This is a genomic window from Collinsella sp. CLA-ER-H6, assembly GCF_040092305.1.
Classification (GTDB): Bacteria; Actinomycetota; Coriobacteriia; order Coriobacteriales; family Coriobacteriaceae; genus Collinsella.
Window position 1 is genome coordinate 1 of record NZ_JBBNLS010000012.1, and the last position, 16,717, is coordinate 16,717.

The 16,717-nt window shown below is 60.1% G+C and carries 13 protein-coding genes and 1 tRNA gene; 8 read left to right on the plus strand and 6 right to left on the minus strand.

Going from position 1 to position 16,717, the window contains the following annotated elements:
• Positions 1–82: 82 nt before the first annotated feature.
• Entirely contained in the window at positions 83–268 is a 186-nt protein-coding gene (locus AAAX77_RS06385) for a hypothetical protein (RefSeq protein ID WP_349105358.1), read from the minus strand.
• 357 nt (positions 269–625) lie between these two features.
• On the opposite strand from AAAX77_RS06385, the gene AAAX77_RS06390 reads away from it, so the two are divergent.
• On the plus strand, positions 626–1,651 hold the full coding sequence (locus tag AAAX77_RS06390) for a zinc-dependent alcohol dehydrogenase family protein (RefSeq protein WP_118387611.1): 1,026 nt from the start codon (positions 626–628) through the stop codon (positions 1,649–1,651).
• A gap of 65 nt (positions 1,652–1,716) precedes the next feature.
• The gene (locus AAAX77_RS06395; RefSeq protein ID WP_349105359.1) at positions 1,717–2,472 is read left to right on the plus strand and encodes a GntR family transcriptional regulator; all 756 of its coding nucleotides are present in this window, start codon (positions 1,717–1,719) and stop codon (positions 2,470–2,472) included.
• Positions 2,473–2,603: 131 nt separating this feature from the next.
• On the opposite strand, the gene AAAX77_RS06400 is transcribed toward AAAX77_RS06395, so the two are convergent.
• The 4 genes from AAAX77_RS06400 to AAAX77_RS06415 all read right to left on the minus strand — a co-directional run bounded on the left by AAAX77_RS06400 (position 2,604) and on the right by AAAX77_RS06415 (position 7,070).
• On the minus strand, positions 2,604–3,857 hold the full coding sequence (locus AAAX77_RS06400) for a 4Fe-4S binding protein (RefSeq protein WP_349105360.1): 1,254 nt from the start codon (positions 3,855–3,857) through the stop codon (positions 2,604–2,606).
• A 151-nt stretch (positions 3,858–4,008) separates the two neighbouring features.
• Positions 4,009–4,515, minus strand: a complete 507-nt coding sequence (locus tag AAAX77_RS06405; protein ID WP_349105361.1) for an iron-containing alcohol dehydrogenase — start codon at positions 4,513–4,515, stop codon at positions 4,009–4,011.
• 147 nt (positions 4,516–4,662) lie between these two features.
• The gene (locus AAAX77_RS06410) at positions 4,663–5,763 is read right to left on the minus strand and encodes a glycerol dehydrogenase (protein WP_117635909.1); all 1,101 of its coding nucleotides are present in this window, start codon (positions 5,761–5,763) and stop codon (positions 4,663–4,665) included.
• A gap of 83 nt (positions 5,764–5,846) precedes the next feature.
• The gene (locus tag AAAX77_RS06415) at positions 5,847–7,070 is read right to left on the minus strand and encodes an iron-containing alcohol dehydrogenase (RefSeq protein ID WP_117655226.1); all 1,224 of its coding nucleotides are present in this window, start codon (positions 7,068–7,070) and stop codon (positions 5,847–5,849) included.
• A 500-nt stretch (positions 7,071–7,570) separates the two neighbouring features.
• Between AAAX77_RS06415 and AAAX77_RS06420 the strand changes: the two genes are divergently transcribed.
• The 4 genes from AAAX77_RS06420 to AAAX77_RS06435 all read left to right on the plus strand — a co-directional run bounded on the left by AAAX77_RS06420 (position 7,571) and on the right by AAAX77_RS06435 (position 12,091).
• Complete coding sequence (locus tag AAAX77_RS06420) at positions 7,571–8,647, plus strand: hypothetical protein (RefSeq protein ID WP_349105362.1); 1,077 nt, start codon at positions 7,571–7,573, stop codon at positions 8,645–8,647.
• Entirely contained in the window at positions 8,647–9,690 is a 1,044-nt protein-coding gene (locus AAAX77_RS06425) for a hypothetical protein (RefSeq protein ID WP_349105364.1), read from the plus strand. The genes AAAX77_RS06420 and AAAX77_RS06425 overlap by 1 nt, the downstream gene beginning before the upstream one ends.
• A 45-nt stretch (positions 9,691–9,735) precedes the next feature.
• Complete coding sequence (locus AAAX77_RS06430) at positions 9,736–11,913, plus strand: MurT ligase domain-containing protein (protein ID WP_349105365.1); 2,178 nt, start codon at positions 9,736–9,738, stop codon at positions 11,911–11,913.
• A gap of 101 nt (positions 11,914–12,014) precedes the next feature.
• Positions 12,015–12,091, plus strand: a tRNA-Glu gene (locus AAAX77_RS06435).
• A gap of 448 nt (positions 12,092–12,539) precedes the next feature.
• Here the strand turns inward: AAAX77_RS06435 and AAAX77_RS06440 are convergent.
• Complete coding sequence (locus AAAX77_RS06440) at positions 12,540–14,627, minus strand: glutamine synthetase III (protein ID WP_117563614.1); 2,088 nt, start codon at positions 14,625–14,627, stop codon at positions 12,540–12,542.
• 423 nt (positions 14,628–15,050) lie between these two features.
• Here AAAX77_RS06440 and AAAX77_RS06445 point away from each other — a divergent pair, with 423 nt between their 5' ends.
• A complete protein-coding gene (locus tag AAAX77_RS06445; protein ID WP_117805959.1) occupies positions 15,051–15,923 on the plus strand; it encodes a methylenetetrahydrofolate reductase in 873 nt (290 codons plus the stop codon).
• Positions 15,923–16,711 (plus strand): hypothetical protein, encoded by a 789-nt coding sequence (locus tag AAAX77_RS06450; protein ID WP_349105366.1) that lies wholly within the window; start codon positions 15,923–15,925, stop codon positions 16,709–16,711. The genes AAAX77_RS06445 and AAAX77_RS06450 overlap by 1 nt, the downstream gene beginning before the upstream one ends.
• Positions 16,712–16,717: the final 6 nt, after the last annotated feature.

Sequence of the window (16,717 nt, forward strand, 5' to 3'; positions counted from 1 at the left end):
CTTGACGGCCTGAACAATCGTCAATATCGGTCGGAGGGGTGGCTTTGTAAAGCCGTTTGTCTCCACCCGCGTAGCGGGTGGTTTAAAGCTGGCCGCTGCGCGGCCAGCGGACTAAAGTCTTGAACCAAAGATGGCCCGCAGTGGCCATCTCGCCAAAGATCGCCTCGGTGGTAAACAACGTACCCAGGCCGACGACGATTCCGGAAAATGCGAAAAGAATTGCAGGCGTGTACATTGCACCGCCGAAACGTTGTATCTTTTGCATCATGACGGGGAATCCCCCTCTCTTCATTCGGAGCGACTGCGGTTTTGGCTTCACTCGAGACCGCAGACGCGCCGTTTGCGTGTACCTCGTGCAATAGGACGGGTGGGCCCGCTTCCCTGACTTCTTGCGCTTCTATTTTTATCATATCACTTATCTAGACAAGTTAGCATAAATACTACGGTCGGTAAACGGTTGATTATTGGCCGTAAACGGTATGAGTCCAGTGTTTTGCCTGCTAAATCTGACATACCTTATGGCTGCATTTAAAATTTCTTTTCTACTTGTCTAGATGTGCTTGTCTATATCTATAGACATACCTATACTTCATTACAACATTCACCGCCACGTTAAGGAGTCACCATGAAAAGCGCGGTCTTCTATGGAAAGCACGACCTCAGAGTCGAGGAATCGGCAAAGCCGGCCGTGGGCAGGCGCGACGTTCTGATCAACGTCAAAGCTTGCGGCGTCTGCGGTACCGACGTTCATATCTATGAAGGCGACAAGGGTGCAGCCGACGTTACCCCGCCCACGATCCTTGGTCATGAGTTTGCGGGCGTTGTCGAGGCCGTGGGCAGCGACGTCGCTGGCTTTAAACCGGGCGATCGCGTGTGCATCGACCCAAACCATCCCTGCGGCTGCTGCGAACCCTGCCGCGACGGAATCAACCACTACTGCGAGCATATGACCGGTTACGGCACCACCGTTAACGGCGGCTTTGCCGAGTACTGCTCCGTCGATATGCAGCAAGTCTACAAGTTGGGCGATCACACCAGCTTTGAGCAGGGTGCTATGACCGAGCCCGTCGCCTGCTGCCTGCACGGCATCGATATGTGCAACATCAAGCCCGGCAGCACAGTTGTCGTTATCGGCGGTGGCATGATCGGTCTACTCATGATGCAGCTTGCTAAAAACGCCGGCGCCACCAAGGTTGTCTTGCTCGAGCCTGTCGAAGGCAAGCGCGAGGTTGCGCTCAAACTCGGCGCCGACCTGGCAATTGATTCCATCCATGAGGACGTCCCGGCCCGCCTGAAGCAGGAGGGCGTCGGCAACGTCGATGTCGTTATCGAGTGTGTTGGCAAGCCCGTCACCATCGAGCAGGCCATCCAGATCGCCGGCCACAAGGCTACGGTCATGATGTTCGGCCTCACCAAGCCCGATGAGACAATCACCGTCAAGCCCTTCGAGGTCTTCCAGAAGGAGCTTGTGCTTACTTCGTCCTACATCAACCCTTATACGCAGCGTCGCGCGCTCGAGCTCATCGACTCGGGCAGGCTCGACGTATCCTCGATGGTCGCCAAGGTGGCTTCCCTCGACGAACTCGGCGCCATCCTGTCAGACCCAGCTCTGCGTGCCATGGGTAAATATATAATCGACCCCAGCAAGTAAATCGATCGACACCTGCGCGAGCGGTCCTCATCCACCGCTCGCGCTCTCAGCTCTAGGAGACCGTCGTGGCGCGAGCCATCTTCCAAACTATTTATGACAACGTGAAGCAGTCGATTGACGACGGCACATACGCCTATCAGAGTTATCTGCCTTCGGAGACTGAGCTCACGCAGCTGTTTGACTGTTCGCGCATGACGGTCCGTCGCGCCATCTCGATGCTTGCGGCAGATGGCTACGTGCTCCCCCAGCAAGGCAAAGGCATGCGCGTCATTCGCAACATCAGTGACGAGACGAGTCGTGGCGGCGGCGGACTCGAGACCTTTAAGGAAATCGCAGCCAGCCGAGGCTTTGAGCTCAAAACGGTTACCACTGTCTTTGAGCTCCTCGTCTGCAACAAGGCGCTCTCCAAGATTACCGGGTTTCCTGAAGGCTGTGAGCTCACGCGTGCCAAACGCATCCGTTATGCAGACGGACGGGCCGTGTGCTCCGACGACTCCTATTACCTAAGCTCACAGGTACCGGGGTTGACACCCGAGATTGTCAACGACTCGATCTATCGTTACCTTGAAGAAGATCTTGGCATTAAGATTGCCACAGGCAAACGCGATGTGACGATCGAGCATCCCACGCCCGAGGATACGCGCGTGCTCGATCTCGACGACTTTAACGCACTCGCCGTTATACGCGGGCAGACCTACAACGCCGACGGCATCCTTATGGAATACACCGAGACAAAACAGGTCCCCGGGTTCTTTTTGCTCCATGAAACCGTGACGCGCAACGGTACCGGTCGAACCGGCCACCAAAGCAGCATGAACTAACCATCTAATAGTTGCGGTGGAATAGTTCCTTGAATGGCCAGCTTAAGGGCAAAACAGGAACTATTCCACCGCAACTTTTTTGGCCGGCGGGGCAGTACCTGTCCCACCGGCCATCATTTACGCTCTTTTAGCTAGTCCGCGAGCTTCTCCACCTGGTCGAGCATCTTGTCCAGCTTGGCCTTTGCCTCGGCCTTGACCTTCACAGCTTCTTCGTGAGCCTTCGCCTTCTGGGCGGCCTTTTCCTCGGCTTCGGGATCGACGACGACCAGATTGGACGCGTCGTGCTCAACAAGCTTGAGCGCATGCTCGGGACAAACCTTGACACAGGCGCCGCAGCCTAAACAATACGTGGACTCCAACGCAAAGCGGCCGCTTCCCACCAGATCACAGGCAAACGTGGGACACACGTTGACGCACTCGCCGCACGACGTGCACTTTTCAAAATCGCACTCCGGCGTGCTCACCTGCATATTCTGGGCAAGCTCGGGATGGTTCTGCAGTGTCGAGAGCACCAGCTGCCGCCCATGGGTGAGCGAACGGCGACGCTTGGTTGTCGTGGTGCCGCACATGGTGTTGAGCGTGCGCTCCAGCTGGGTAATCTGATGGCGATGGGCCTTGAGCTTTTGCGTCACCGAGGCCAGCGCCGCCGTCGCCGGGTTGAGCTTGGTCACCGTCAGGCCCGTGGTGCGGGCAATCTTTTCCATGTACTCCTTGCGCTCGTACTCGCGGCGCTTATGGCACTTGAGGCTCTTGGGGTCGACCTCTAGGCCCATACCCGTGCCAGACCACTCTTCGGCCTTCGCAATCGCCTCGCCAAGAATGTCCTCACCGCCGGTGTTGCGGCATTTATCGCACACGCCCAACGGCAGGTACACACTCACGTTGGGATAGTCGGCCAGTACCGAGAACCAGGTCTCTGCCGTAATATCGCCCACGCAGGCAACGACGACCTCGTTTTCACGCGGCATGCGTTTGAGGGCACGCGTGCAGGTGACGTAGGCGGTCTCGTGGCTCGTAGCAGCAGAGACGATATCGTCATACAGGTTTTTAGGCGCCAGGCGCGGCGAGATGATCGCCTCGGTCGGGCAGGCAGCGGCGCACAGACCGCACTTGCGGCAGGAGTCGAGGATCTCGATGGCGTCTTCCTCGACCTCAATAGCGTTGACCGGGCACACGTCCATGCACGCGGTGCAGCCGCTCTTTTCGTTTTTGCAGGTCAGGCACGGAATGGTGTTGCCGCGCGGACGCTCCTTGTAGTCAGCAGGATTCCACTGCGGCGCCGACGGATCGAGTGCATCGGTCACGCCGCCAAGCGGGTTTTTAAGAAAGTCGAAACCCTTGCTGATCTCGATAATGTCATCAAACAGATCGTGTTCCTGCGCCATGCGCGGCCCCTCCCTGAGCAGTGCAAACAAGCAAGAGATAATGATACGCTATCGGCCCACGCCTCGGGCAAATTACACGCGGAGCATCTTTGCGGCAAATAGCCCATGGCCTATCGCCGTCTCGATTGCACAAGGTCAATCAAGCGCCAAGCTATGCCTCGCACATGAGCTGCACGAGCTTTTGTTTGGTCACCTTGGCCTGCTCGTTGGCCATATTACGCTCGTTTCTAAAGACCGCATTTGCAACACCCTGCAAATCGGCATCGGAAATCTCGCTGCACGGACCATCCATTGAGGCCGCCGTGGGACATACGCACAACGGCAACTCGGCATAAAACGCTACTGCCTTGGCGATATCGAGCATCTTGCCACCGCCAATACCCACCACCATGTCGCAATACTCAGCCTGGGCTTCCTTAGCCATTTCGGCAACAGCCTCTTCCGTACACGGACCGTTGTAAATTTTAAAGAACGGCTCGCTTAGATCGTCGTCCAGAAATCCATCGACAATCTGCCTGCACAGCCGATCCTCGGTGCCCTGGTCAAACAAGACATAGGCAGCGCAGCCCAACCATGACAAATACCTGCCCTGACGCGAAAGTTCGCCCGGCCCCTGAACATACCGACCGGGACCGCCGTAAACCATAGGAAGCGCCATACGAGAATCCGCCCTTCATCAAACAACGATTGGTGCAAAGTAACCTGACCCCTTTGCACCAACTTGGTGCGATGGGGTCAGGTTGGTTTGCACCATAGCAAAAAGGGGCAAAGCCGTCTGCTGGCTTTGCCCCTTCCTTAGCTTGATTTACTCATCCATAAGGTAGTAGTGACCCAGCGCGTCGGCACCCAGGATGGCGTTTGCGACCATCTCGGGCGTCACCTCAAACGGCATGTTGCACATGGTGTCATCGGGCGCGCAGGCGGCCTCGGCAACAATCATGGCCTGCTCGCGCGTAAGCTCGGCAACGCCAAGTTCCTTCATCGTGACCGGCAGGCCCAGCTCAATGCAGAAGCCCAAGACTTCCTCGAGTTTCTCAGTCGGAGCATCCTCGAGTACCAGCTGAACGATGGTGCCAAAGGCGACCTTCTCGCCGTGATACATGCCGTGGCACTCGGGCAGCATCGTCAGGCCATTGTGGATGGCATGAGCAGCAGCAAGGCCCGAGCTCTCAAAGCCAATGCCCGAAAGCAGCGTATTGGCCTCGATGATATGCTCGACGGCAGGCGTGAGCGCACCCTTCTCCAGCGCGACCTTGGCCTTGACGCCATCGGCCATAAGCGTCTCGTAGCAGAGCTTGGCAAGCGCCAGACCGGCCATGCCGCCTTTGCCACCAGCGCAGGTGCCACCGTCGGCATCGTGCGTCGCCTGGGCCTCAAAGTAGGTTGCGAGCGCATCGCCCATACCTGCCACCGTCAGGCGTACCGGGCTCGCCGCGATAACCGTCGTATCCATAAGAACGATATTGGGGTTCGCCTTAAGGAACAGGTACTTATCGAACTGGCCGTCATCGGTATAGAGCACGGAGAGCGCCGAGCACGGGGCATCGGTCGAAGCGATGGTGGGGCAAATGATGACCGGGGACTCCAGGTAGTAGGCGACGGCCTTGGCGGTGTCGAGGATCTTGCCGCCACCGACGCCGACGATGATGTCGCAGCCGTTGTCGCGCGCGAGCGCAACCAGGCGATCGACCTCGCTCTTGGAGCACTCGCCGTTAAAGTCCTCAAACAGCAACTCGGCCTTAGCCTCGGCAAAACCACCCTCGATCTTGGCACCGACGCGCTTCTTGCCCGAAGGCGTCACGATGACGAGGGCCTTAGCGCCGAGCGGCTCGACATAGGAGCCGAGCTTGGCGAGCTCGTCCGGACCCTGGATGTACTTGCTGGGGCTATTGAAAATTGCAGCCATAACTATCCCATTCTCTAAAAGAAAAAAGAAAGGGGCTCCGTACGGATACGTGCGGAGCCCCTCGTTACGATAACAAGAGTCGATTAGAAATCGATGTCGGTGTCGTAGTAGCAGGCCTTGAGGATCTTCTCGAAGTCGGCAGCCTTGGTCTCACGCGGGTTCTCGGGCGTGCAGGCGTCGGTCTCGGCGTTCGCAGCGATCTCGGGCAGCTTGGCGAGGAACTCCTCCTCGGAAACCATCTGCGGGTTCTCGGCGTCGACCTTCACGCCACCATTCGCGTAATCCTTGATGGACTGCGGAATGTTGAGCTGGTCATTGAGGTCGCGAATCTTCTGGACGAGCGCAGCGATGAGCTCCTCGTTGGTCTCGCCGGGAAGGTGCAGGATCTCCTTGGCCACATAAGCGTAGCGCTCGGCAGCACGGGGATCCTTGGAGTTCCACTGGATGACCTTGCCCAGGTACATGGCGTTAGCAGCACCGTGGATGATGTGGCCGTTCTCGAAGGCAGCACCGGTCTTGTGAGCCATGGAGTGAACGATGCCGAGCAGGCCCGAGGAGAAGGCGATACCGGCGATGCACTGAGCCTCGTGCATGTGCTGACGGGCCTCATGGTCGCCAGCATAGGACTTGGGCAGCCACTCGACGATCTCGCGGATGCCGTGCAGGGCGTTGGCGTCGGTGAACATAGAGGCGCAGGTGGAAACGTAGGCCTCCATGCAGTGGGTCAGAGCATCCATGCCGGTGTGGGCGCACAGCTTGGCGGGCATGGTGTAGGTGAGCTCGGGATCGACGATGGCGACATCAGGGGTGATGTTGAAGTCGGCCAGCGGGTACTTGATGCCCTTGGCGTAGTCGGTAATGACGGAGAACGCGGTGACCTCGGTAGCGGTGCCGGAGGTAGAGGAGATGGCGCAGAAATGAGCCTTCTGACGCAGCTCGGGGAAGCTGAACGGCTGGATGATGTTGTCGAAGGACTCCTCGGGATACTCGTAGAAGACCCACATGGCCTTAGCGGCATCGATGGGCGAGCCGCCGCCGATGGCGATAATCCAGTCGGGCTCGAACTCGCGCATGGCCTCGGCGCCCTTCATGACCGTCTCGATGGACGGGTCGGACTCGACGCCCTCGAACAGCTTGACCTCCATGCCGGCCTCTTTGAGGTCGGCCTCGACGTCCTGCAGGAACCCGCCGCGGCGCATGGAGCTGCCGCCAGAAACGATGATGGCCTTCTTGCCCTTGAGGTTCTTCACCTCGTGGCGAGCGCCCTCACCAAAGTACAGATCGCGAGGATTGGTAAAACGTCCCATACTGTGCCTCCTAAACAAGCCCCTCTTAGACTTGCGTATATAACGGAGCACCCGATTGGCTCCGTTAGGACCGTTTTGCGCGTTGCCGGCGATGACAATGCGCGATGTCCAAACGTCTCAACGCTCAGACAAACACTATTCTACCGTTCTGGTTGGTCAGTTATTCACCTAAAGCCGACAATGATGAAACGTTTTTTCTATCCCTGAAGACCCTTGTGGGGCATTCATACTCCCAAGCTGGGCAAACGTTTTATCAAGGTTGACCACATATCCCGGGCAGGACGGTGCTCCTCCAAAATGTGCCCCGTTCGCCGCCAAAAATCGACCGTTTGCGGCACCGTGATACCACTCGGTCGTCCAAGGTGCCGACATTTGTGCGACATCCGTCTTCGTGGTGCAAAGGTGCAAGTCCAAGTGCGGCACCCCCGGTGTGCCATATGCGGGTAAACTAGAACCTTATATAGAGACATTTGAACCCTAACCGCAGCAAAGGAGGCCCCATGGCATTCGATCCCATTCAAGAGGATTGCCATCGCCTCGTTCTTGAGGCCTTGCGCCGCGACAATATCCCGCTCACCGACGGTGCCGCCGTAGAGCGTCTGATGGAACAATTCACCCGCAACCCTGCACCGCTCATCGTGCACGACCGCGACCGCGCCGGGCACCTCATTGCCAAGGTGGTCGAGGCTGTCGACTACCGCATCCCCTTTATCCCCGACGACGCCCAGGCAGAGCAAGAAGAAGCCGCAGCCGAGAACATGCTCCGCGAGGCAGCCGCGCTCGATCCGACCAACTGGGATGCCCAGCGCATGCTGACGGCGCTCACCGCCGAATCCAACGAGGAATACGTACAGTACCTGGTGTCCAAGTGCGATGAAGTCGAGCATGACCTGGCGCTCAAGATCGCCTCGGCTCAGGACCCCTACGAGCGCGAGGCCGCTGGCGACCTCACGCGCCGCCCCTATCTGCGCTGGCTTGCCGCCTTGGCATCGCGCGCCCTCATTAGCGGCCGCTATCGCATGTCGCTCGAAGCCGCAAATCGCAGCTTGGACTTTGCGCCCAACGACCCCGCTGGTGTCCGCCACACCGCGATGCTCGCCATGGCAAAACTCGAATACCCCGCCGAGGAGCTCAAGCGCTTTCGCTCCGCTCACTCCGTGCCGTACCTCGCGAATACCCCGCTGCGCCGCCGCCCCAAAGATGCGGAGCGTGACTTGGACCCATGGACGCTCATCGCGCTGATGAGCGCTGCTTGGCGCGAGCTGGACTACGAGGGCGCCGAGCACTACTTGCGCATCCTTGCGCGCTCGTGTCCGCACGCAGCCGAGGCGCTCTACTTCCAAACCGAGTTTCCCGATGGCGTCTATGCCCGCGTCAACGTGGGTGCAGGCTCCACCGACGAGCTTGTCCTTGCGCTGTCCGAGGCGACGCCGGTACTGCAGGAGGGCCTGGGCGCCCCCGACAACGCCAGCTTTGCCGCCTGGATCGCCACCAACGACATCGTGCGCTCCCAGATCGACGAGCGCATCCTGCGCGCGGCCGAGCAGGGGCTTCCATTTAAGGGAGGGGACCTCTAATGGATCCGAGCGTCTACATCCCCGCCTACCTGGAGCGCACCTATCTGGCGTCGCACCCCGAGCTCACCGATGCAGCACGCGAGCTTGTCCATAACGACATTAGCGCGAATCCTCAAAAGTATGCGCAGGCCGAGCATGCCCAGGCACTGCTGTCCTATGCCAGCGTTCATCGCCACCTGCTCGACGAGCTCCATCGCATCGAGGACATGGGCAGCGACGAGGAGTTTGAGCAGACGCGCAACCGCCTGTTCGACGACATGCGCGACGAGCTGCTCAAGATCGTCCGCGTCGATGCGCTGGCCGTCGACGCGCAGCTGCTCGCCATCATCCTGGCCGACACGCCCGTTGACGCCTGCCTGGGTGACCTGATGAAGCTCGAGGCGACCACGGCCGATTACCTGCAGCAAAGCGTGCCCGGGTTCGACATGGAAGCCCCGCACTACTGGGCCAATAATGTTTTGGCCGACGGTGTCACCGCAGCAGACCTTACCGTGAGCGAGCCGGCTCTTATCGGGTGGCTTCACACACTCGAGGCCATCTCGCAGCTGTGCATGGCGAGCGCTCGTTACCGCGCCGCCGCCAACTATGCTCGCCGCGTTCTTAAGGCGGAAGGCTATCCCACCCGGGCCGCCGGCACCGTGCTGCTCGCCCTCGCCCGCCTAGAAGACCAGGACGGCTTTTTTGCCCTGGCCCACCAGCTCGAGGAGCAGATGGGAGCCGATGCACTCGAGAACTCTCCTTGGTACCTGCTCGCCCGCACGATCTTGCTGTTCAAAACGAACAAGATGCGCCCGGCGACGCGTGCGCTGCGTGAGTTCGCTAACCGCTGCGAGGGCGGCGCGTTCTTCTTGCTGAATCCCATGTACCAGACACCGTACCTTCCCTGCCGGCCCGAGCCACGCGATCCCTGGGATCTTTCGCACCAGGCCGTTTGGGAAGCGGACGGCATCATCTCGGACACTCCAGACTTTGCCCCCTGGGCCAATGCCTGCGAAGACGTGTCGCAGCTTGCCCAGGAATTTGCGCGCCGCTACGGCTTTTAGCGACGCGATCGCCCCGACCATGTCATTCACGTTAGGAACGACTTCATGAACTTCCGCTCATCTCTCGCCTGCACCTCGAGCGATATCGCCCGCTGGGGGCTGCGCTCTATCCTTAAGCGCCAGGGCGGCGTACTCCCCGGCCGCATCGCCATGAAGATCGACCCCGAGTTGCTGAGCGACCTCGCCGGCCTTGTCGACCGCAGCGTGGTGATTACCGGTACTAATGGCAAGACCACCACCTCCAACCTCATCGCCGACGCCGTTGCCGCCAGCGGCGCCACCGTGGTGTGCAACCGTGCTGGCAACAACATGGAGCCGGGCGTGGTGGGCGCGTTGCTCGAGGCGCGCGGCAACCTTAAGCGAACGGCCAGCGGCAAGCGCGTGGGCGTTTTTGAGTGCGACGAGCTCTACACCGTACGCGTTCTGCCCAAGCTCAAACCGACGTACTTTGTGCTGCTCAACCTGTTCCGAGACCAGCTAGACCGCTACGGCGAGATCGACCATACCCAAGACGTCATCGCCCATGCGTTGGAGCTCTCTCCGGCAACGACGCTCATTTACAACGCAGACGACCCGCTTTGTGCCGCAATCGCCGCGCGCGTTCCCAATGCAAGCATCGCCTTTGGCATCGACGGCGCCACGGGCACCGAGTCCGACCGCATTAGCGACTCGCGTTTTTGCTCGCAGTGCAACGCCCCGCTGGAATACGACTATGTGCAGTACGGACAGCTGGGCGCCTATCATTGCCCTTCGTGCGGCTGGGGTCGCCCCGCGCTGCTCCGCCGCGTGACGGGCGTTGAGCTCGGCTGCGACGGCTACGGCTTTGACCTGGCCTTTGGACCTGAGGCCAACGCGCCCGCCGTGCACATCGCCACGCGCTACAACGGCCTGTACATGGTCTATAACGTCGCCGCCGCCTTCTTTGCGGCGCACGAGCTGGGCGTGGACGCGGCGCACCTGCAGCCCACGCTTAATGCCTACGTGCCCGCCGGCGGACGCATGGGCCGCTGGGATATTGCCGGCCGCACCGTCGAGGCCAACCTGGCCAAGAATCCCGTGGGCTTCGATCGCCAGATCCAGTCCATTAAAACGGCAGGTGGCAGGCTCTGCGCCTTCTTCCTAAACGATAACGATGCCGACGGCCACGATGTCTCGTGGATCTACGATGTCGACTTCGAGCGCATCGCCGACACGCCGGGTCTTGTCGCCTTTGCCGGAGGCACGCGTGCGCACGACATGCAGGTACGCCTCAAGTACGCCGGCATCGATGCCGCGATTATCTCGGACATCGCGCAGGCGATCGGTGCCGTGGCAGACGAGGCCGCCGATGACACCTTCTACGCCGTCGCCAACTACACGGCCTTCCCGCCGCTGGTCAAAGAACTCGACGGGCTGAAGGGTGCCGATGCAGCCACGGTTGCTGCCCGCGCCGTAGTCCGTGCCGACGGCAGCGCTCTTCCTGTCGGCATCGCGCCGGTCGAGCTTTCGCGTCCCCTGCGCATCGTCTACCTGTATCCCGATGCCCTTAACCTCTACGGTGACGGCGGCAATGTTATCGCGCTCGAGCGCCGCTGCGCCTGGCGTGGCATTCCCGTGCGCGTGGACGAGGTCCGCATGGGCGAGACGCTTGATTTGGCCGATGCCGATATCGTCATGATGGGCGGCGGCTCCGACCGCGACCAGCTAGCCGTGGCACACGAGTTGCTCGCCCAAAAAGACAAGGTCGCGGCCTATGTTGAGGATGGCGGCTCGCTGCTTGCCATCTGTGGCGGCTATCAGCTGCTCGGCCGTTCGTACTATATGGGCGAGGATCGCATCGAGGGTCTGGGGGTCATTGCCGCCGAAACCGCACGCGGCTCCGACCGCCTGATCGGCAACGTCGCCGTCAAGACCGACCTGGCACCCGAGCCCTTTGTGGGATTCGAGAACCACGGCGGCCGTACCCTGCTCGATGCAGAGGCCACGCCGCTCGGAACGTCCGTCGTCACGGGTACCGGCAACAACGGCGACGATGGCTTTGAGGGCCTCATCTACAAGGGCGTCATCGGCACGTACCTGCATGGACCGGCACTGCCCAAGAACCCCGAGCTCGCCGACTGGCTGATCGCCCACGCCCTCGAGCGCCGCGGCGACGCACAGGCCAACGCTCTGCTGCCGCTCAAACCCCTCGACGACACCTACGAGCACGCCGCCCACGACGCCGCCATGAAGCTCCTCCCCTAACGCCCCAACCACCACAAAGGGGACAGGTACCTTTGTGGTGGTTTTCCAGTTTGCCAACGATATACGCGCCGGCAAAAAAGTCTGCTATACTCTTTCCCGCTGTCCCCATCGTCTAGCGGCCAAGGACGCCACCCTTTCAAGGTGGATATCGCGGGTTCGAATCCCGCTGGGGGCACCACAGAATCTGAGAAGCCCGTTACCAATTCGGTGACGGGCTTTTTGCTACCCATACGCCGGGATTCGAACCCCGAAGGCATAAAATCACACTGTCATCCAAGGGCCCGTGGACAAAAAATAGCAAATATGAGTACTGTTACCAATTTAGTAACAGCGATTTCATGCCATCAGAAGGCGATTTGGACACAAGGCGTCCTACGGCGGAGGAATTGCAGGCATTTATCAGCTAAGTACTTGGACATATGTTGCGTAACACTGCATATTTTGCAAAAAGATAATGCTACAGGGCTTGTGACAGTACTCATATTTGACGTTTTTTGCCCACGACCCCTTATTGTGTGGGCGAATCAGTTGCAAAGCGGGATCCAAAGCGTCCTTCGCAAACAAATAGCCGGGGCCCGCGCGATGCGGACCCCGGCTCAACACCGTGACGATATGTCAGTTACGCTCTACACGTAGAACAGGATGTCGTCGTAGGTCGGGACCGGCCAGTAGTCGGCGGCCACGATCTCCTCCATGGCGTCCACGGCAGCACGCAGCGTATCCATAGCGGGAACGACCTCGTGCGCGTACACGTTGGCCTGCTCCTGGCCATCGAGAGCCTCGGCCTTCTGATGTACGGCGTCGAGCGCCTTGATGGAGTCGTTGATGGCGGTGATACCGTTGCAGAGCTTGTTGAGCGTGTTCTGCTCGCACTGCATGGCGGCCTCAGCACCGGCGGCACGAATAGTCTCAAGGCCCTTAGCGACCTTGGTAGCATAGGCGGTAATGACCGGGCGATAGGTACGACGCGCCTCGCGAACCATCGTGGTAGCCTCGATGTTCATGAGCTTGTTGTACTTCTCGAGCTTGCAGTCATAGCGGCACTGGGCCTCGGCGCGGGTCAGGACACCCGTCTCCTCAAAGAGCGCAATGGCCTTATCGGAAACAAAGGCGGGAAGAGCGTCGGCCGTGGTCTTGTTGTTGGCAAGGCCGCGCTTCTCGGCCTCGATGGGCCACTCGTCGGAGTAACCGTCGCCGGAGAACAGGATGCGCTGGTGATCGGTCAGCACCTTCTTGCAGTACTCGAGCGCGGCGTCCTGGAACTTATCCTCGGGCGTACCCTCGAGTGCGTCGGCGAAGGACTTGAGCGACTTGGCCACGGCGGCATCGAGCACCAGGTTGGAGTCGGAGACGTTCTGCTCGGAGCCGCAGGCACGGAACTCGAACTTGTTGCCGGTGAAGGCAAACGGGGAGGTGCGGTTGCGGTCGGTGTTGTCCTGCATCAGCTTGGGCAGGGTATCGGCGCCCAGGTCGAGCACGCCGCGCGTGGCATGGACGGAAGCCTTGCCATCGATGATCTTCTCGACAACCTCGGTAAGCTGGTCGCCCAGGAAGATGGACATAATCGCCGGAGGAGCCTCGTTGGCGCCCAGACGATGATCGTTGCCGGCCGAGGCAACGGAGGCGCGCAAGAGCTCCTGATAGTTATCGACGGCCTCGATCACCGCGGTGAGGAAGACGATGAACTGCAGGTTATCGAGCGGAGTGTCGCCCGGGTCAAGCAGGTTCTCGGACTCGGTGCCAAGCGACCAGTTATTGTGCTTGCCCGAACCGTTGATGCCCTCGAAGGGCTTCTCGTGCAGCAGGCAGACCAAGTCGTGGCGGGAGGCGATGAGCTTCATCTTCTCCATCATGACCAGATTCTGGTCGATGGCCTCGTTGACCTCGCCGTAGACAGGGGCGAGCTCATGCTGGCAGGGAGCGACCTCGTTGTGCTTGGTCTTGGCAGGAATGCCAAGCGCCCACAGTTCATCGTCCAGGTCCTTCATATAGGACGAGACGGTGGGGCGGATAGCGCCAAAGTAGTGCTCCTCGAGCTCCTGGCCCTTGCAGGGAGCAGCACCAAAGAGGGTGCGCCCGGTGATGACCAGGTCCCTGCGCTTGCGGTAAGCGTCCTTCTTGATCAGGAAGTACTCCTGCTCATCGCCCACGGAAGGAACGACCTTCTTGGGGGTCTTACCAAACAGCGCCAAAACGCGCTTGGACTCACGCGAGAGTGCGGTCATGGAGCGCAGCAGCGGAGTCTTCTTGTCCAGGGCCTCGCCCGTGTAGGAGCAAAAAGCCGTGGGGATGCACAGGACATCGTCCTTAATGAATGCGGGGCTGGTGGGATCCCAAGCGGTGTAGCCACGGGCCTCGAAGGTGGCACGCAGGCCGCCGTTGGGGAAGCTGGAGGCGTCCGGCTCGCCCTGGATGAGGTTCTTGCCCGTAAACTTGGTAATGGCGGTGCCGTCGTGGTTGGGCTCGAGGAAGCTGTCGTGCTTCTCGGAAGTAATGCCCGAAAGCGGCTGGAACCAGTGCGCGTAGTGCGTCGCGCCCTTGGAGATGGCCCAGACCTTCATGGCGTGGGCAACGGCGTTGGCCACATCCAGGTCGAGCGGCTCACCGTCCTCGAGGGTTGCAGCAAGGCGCTTCCAAATGTCCTTGGGGAGGTAGTCCTTCATGACTTCCTCAGAGAACACCATGGTCCCGAAGCGGTCAGTAAGTTCGGCCATACGGAACTCCCTTCGTATCGGCACCGCGTGAGAAGCGGTGTTGATTACTAACGAACGAGTCATAGATTAGGCTCGTCGTGTTTCCGCAACATTACCGTTATGTTGCTGTCACGAAACCAATCAATGAGGTTACCGCATCGCGGCGGCGTTGCCGCCCTCAACAGCCAATCAACTGTATAAATTGCAGACCTCTCCCCATGGTTTAAGGGTAGTCAATTTGGGATGGGGCTCTATTAACTGGTATTTCGCATCAGATACCAGTCTTTATAGCCCCATCCTAGATTGACCGCTCTGCTATAGGGAATGCCGATAGCAAGGCATCTTTGATTGGTATCCCTAAATAGCGAGTAAAACTCCACCGTGACACAGTGGTGCTGTAGAATCCTTACAATACATCGCACTAAATATCTAAAGGAGCACGATATGCGCGTCGACGAGGTTTTTAAGCAGGCAGCATCCCAGGGCACTGCACCCGTTTCGTTTGAGATGTTCCCGCCCAAGGGCGAGCTTACCCTCGACACGGCTCGCGAAGTGGCAGGCAATCTGTGCAAGCTTTCGCCGAGCTTTGTCTCGGTCACCTGCTCGGCTGGCGGCTCGGGCAACGGCGCCACCACCGCCCCCATCGCGCATATGATTACGAGCGAATTCGATACGCCCTCGGTGGCGCACCTCACCTGTGTGGGCCGTACCCACGCCGATATCGCCGCCAAGATCGATGAGTACCGCACCGCCGGCGTGGAAAACATCCTGGCCCTGCGTGGCGATCTCCCTGCCGGCGCGACCGAGGACGACAAGCCCGCCTCCGACTACGCCTACGCCCGCGACCTCATCCCCGAGCTCGTCGACGCCGGCTTTTGCGTGGGTGCCGCAGCCTACCCCGAGGGCCACATTGCCTGCGAGGATCTCAACCTCTCGGTCGAACACCTCAAGCAAAAACAGGACGCCGGCGCGAGCTTCTTTGTGACGCAGCTCTTTTTTGATAACGAGTGCTTCTATCGTTTTCGCGAGCTTGCCGACAAGGCCGGCATCACCGTGCCCATTACCGCGGGCATCATGCCGTTTATGGGCAAGTCGCAGATCAGCCGCATGGTCTTTATGTGCGGCGCGTCACTGCCCTCCCCCGTCATCAAGATTCTCGCCAAGTACGAGAACGACCCCGAGAGCCTGCAGGCAGCCGGTGTAGATTATGCCGCCCGTCAGCTTTGCGACCTCAAGGAGCACGGTGCCGCCGGTCTGCACCTGTACACTATGAATCGTCCTGCGATCGCCGCGACCATTATGGAGCGCCTGGGGTAATGGAAAAACCGCACATCGATACAACCGCTGTCGAAGTGCCGGCCGACCTTGCGTCGCCGGCGCTCTACCGTGTCGATGCCGCGCACCATCCCCGTGTCGACCGTGCCGAGATGCTGCGGTATCTGGGTTACGGCGGCCAGCAGATTGAGCCCGAGCTGTCGCAGCGTATTGAGCTTGTGGTCGAGCGTCTGGAATTGGACATTGAGCCCCGTGGCGTGCGCCGCGTGTTTGCCGTCGATGCCACGGGCGTCGACGAGCAGGGCGAGCCCAGCATCCGTCTGGTTGGCACCAACGTTGAGCTGCGCGGTCGCGACATCTATCGACATCTCAAAGACGCCCGCTTTGCCGCGCTCATGGCATGCACCCTCGGCATGGACGCCGAGCGCCGCCTGCGTACCACGGGAGCCCAGCAGCCCCTGGAGGGAGCCGTGCTCGACGCCGCATGCTCTGCCTATGTAGAAGCCGCCGTCGAGCAGATGGACCAGCAGGTCAAGGCTGCGGCCGCTGCACACGGGCTCGCCGGTAACTGGCGCTTTAGTCCTGGCTACGGCGACTGCCCGCTCTCGGCCCAGCGCTCAATCGTGGCTGCGCTCAACGCCACACGGCTCATCGGGCTTACCGTTACCCCCACCAGCCTGCTCATGCCCACCAAGAGCGTGACCGCGGTGATCGGTCTGTTTGACGGCGAGGTCCACGACGCCCAGAGCCGCCCCACCTGCAATATCTGCCGCATGCGTGAGCACTGCCGCTTCCACGCCGCCCACACCACCTGCTATTCCAGCCATTAGGAGCCA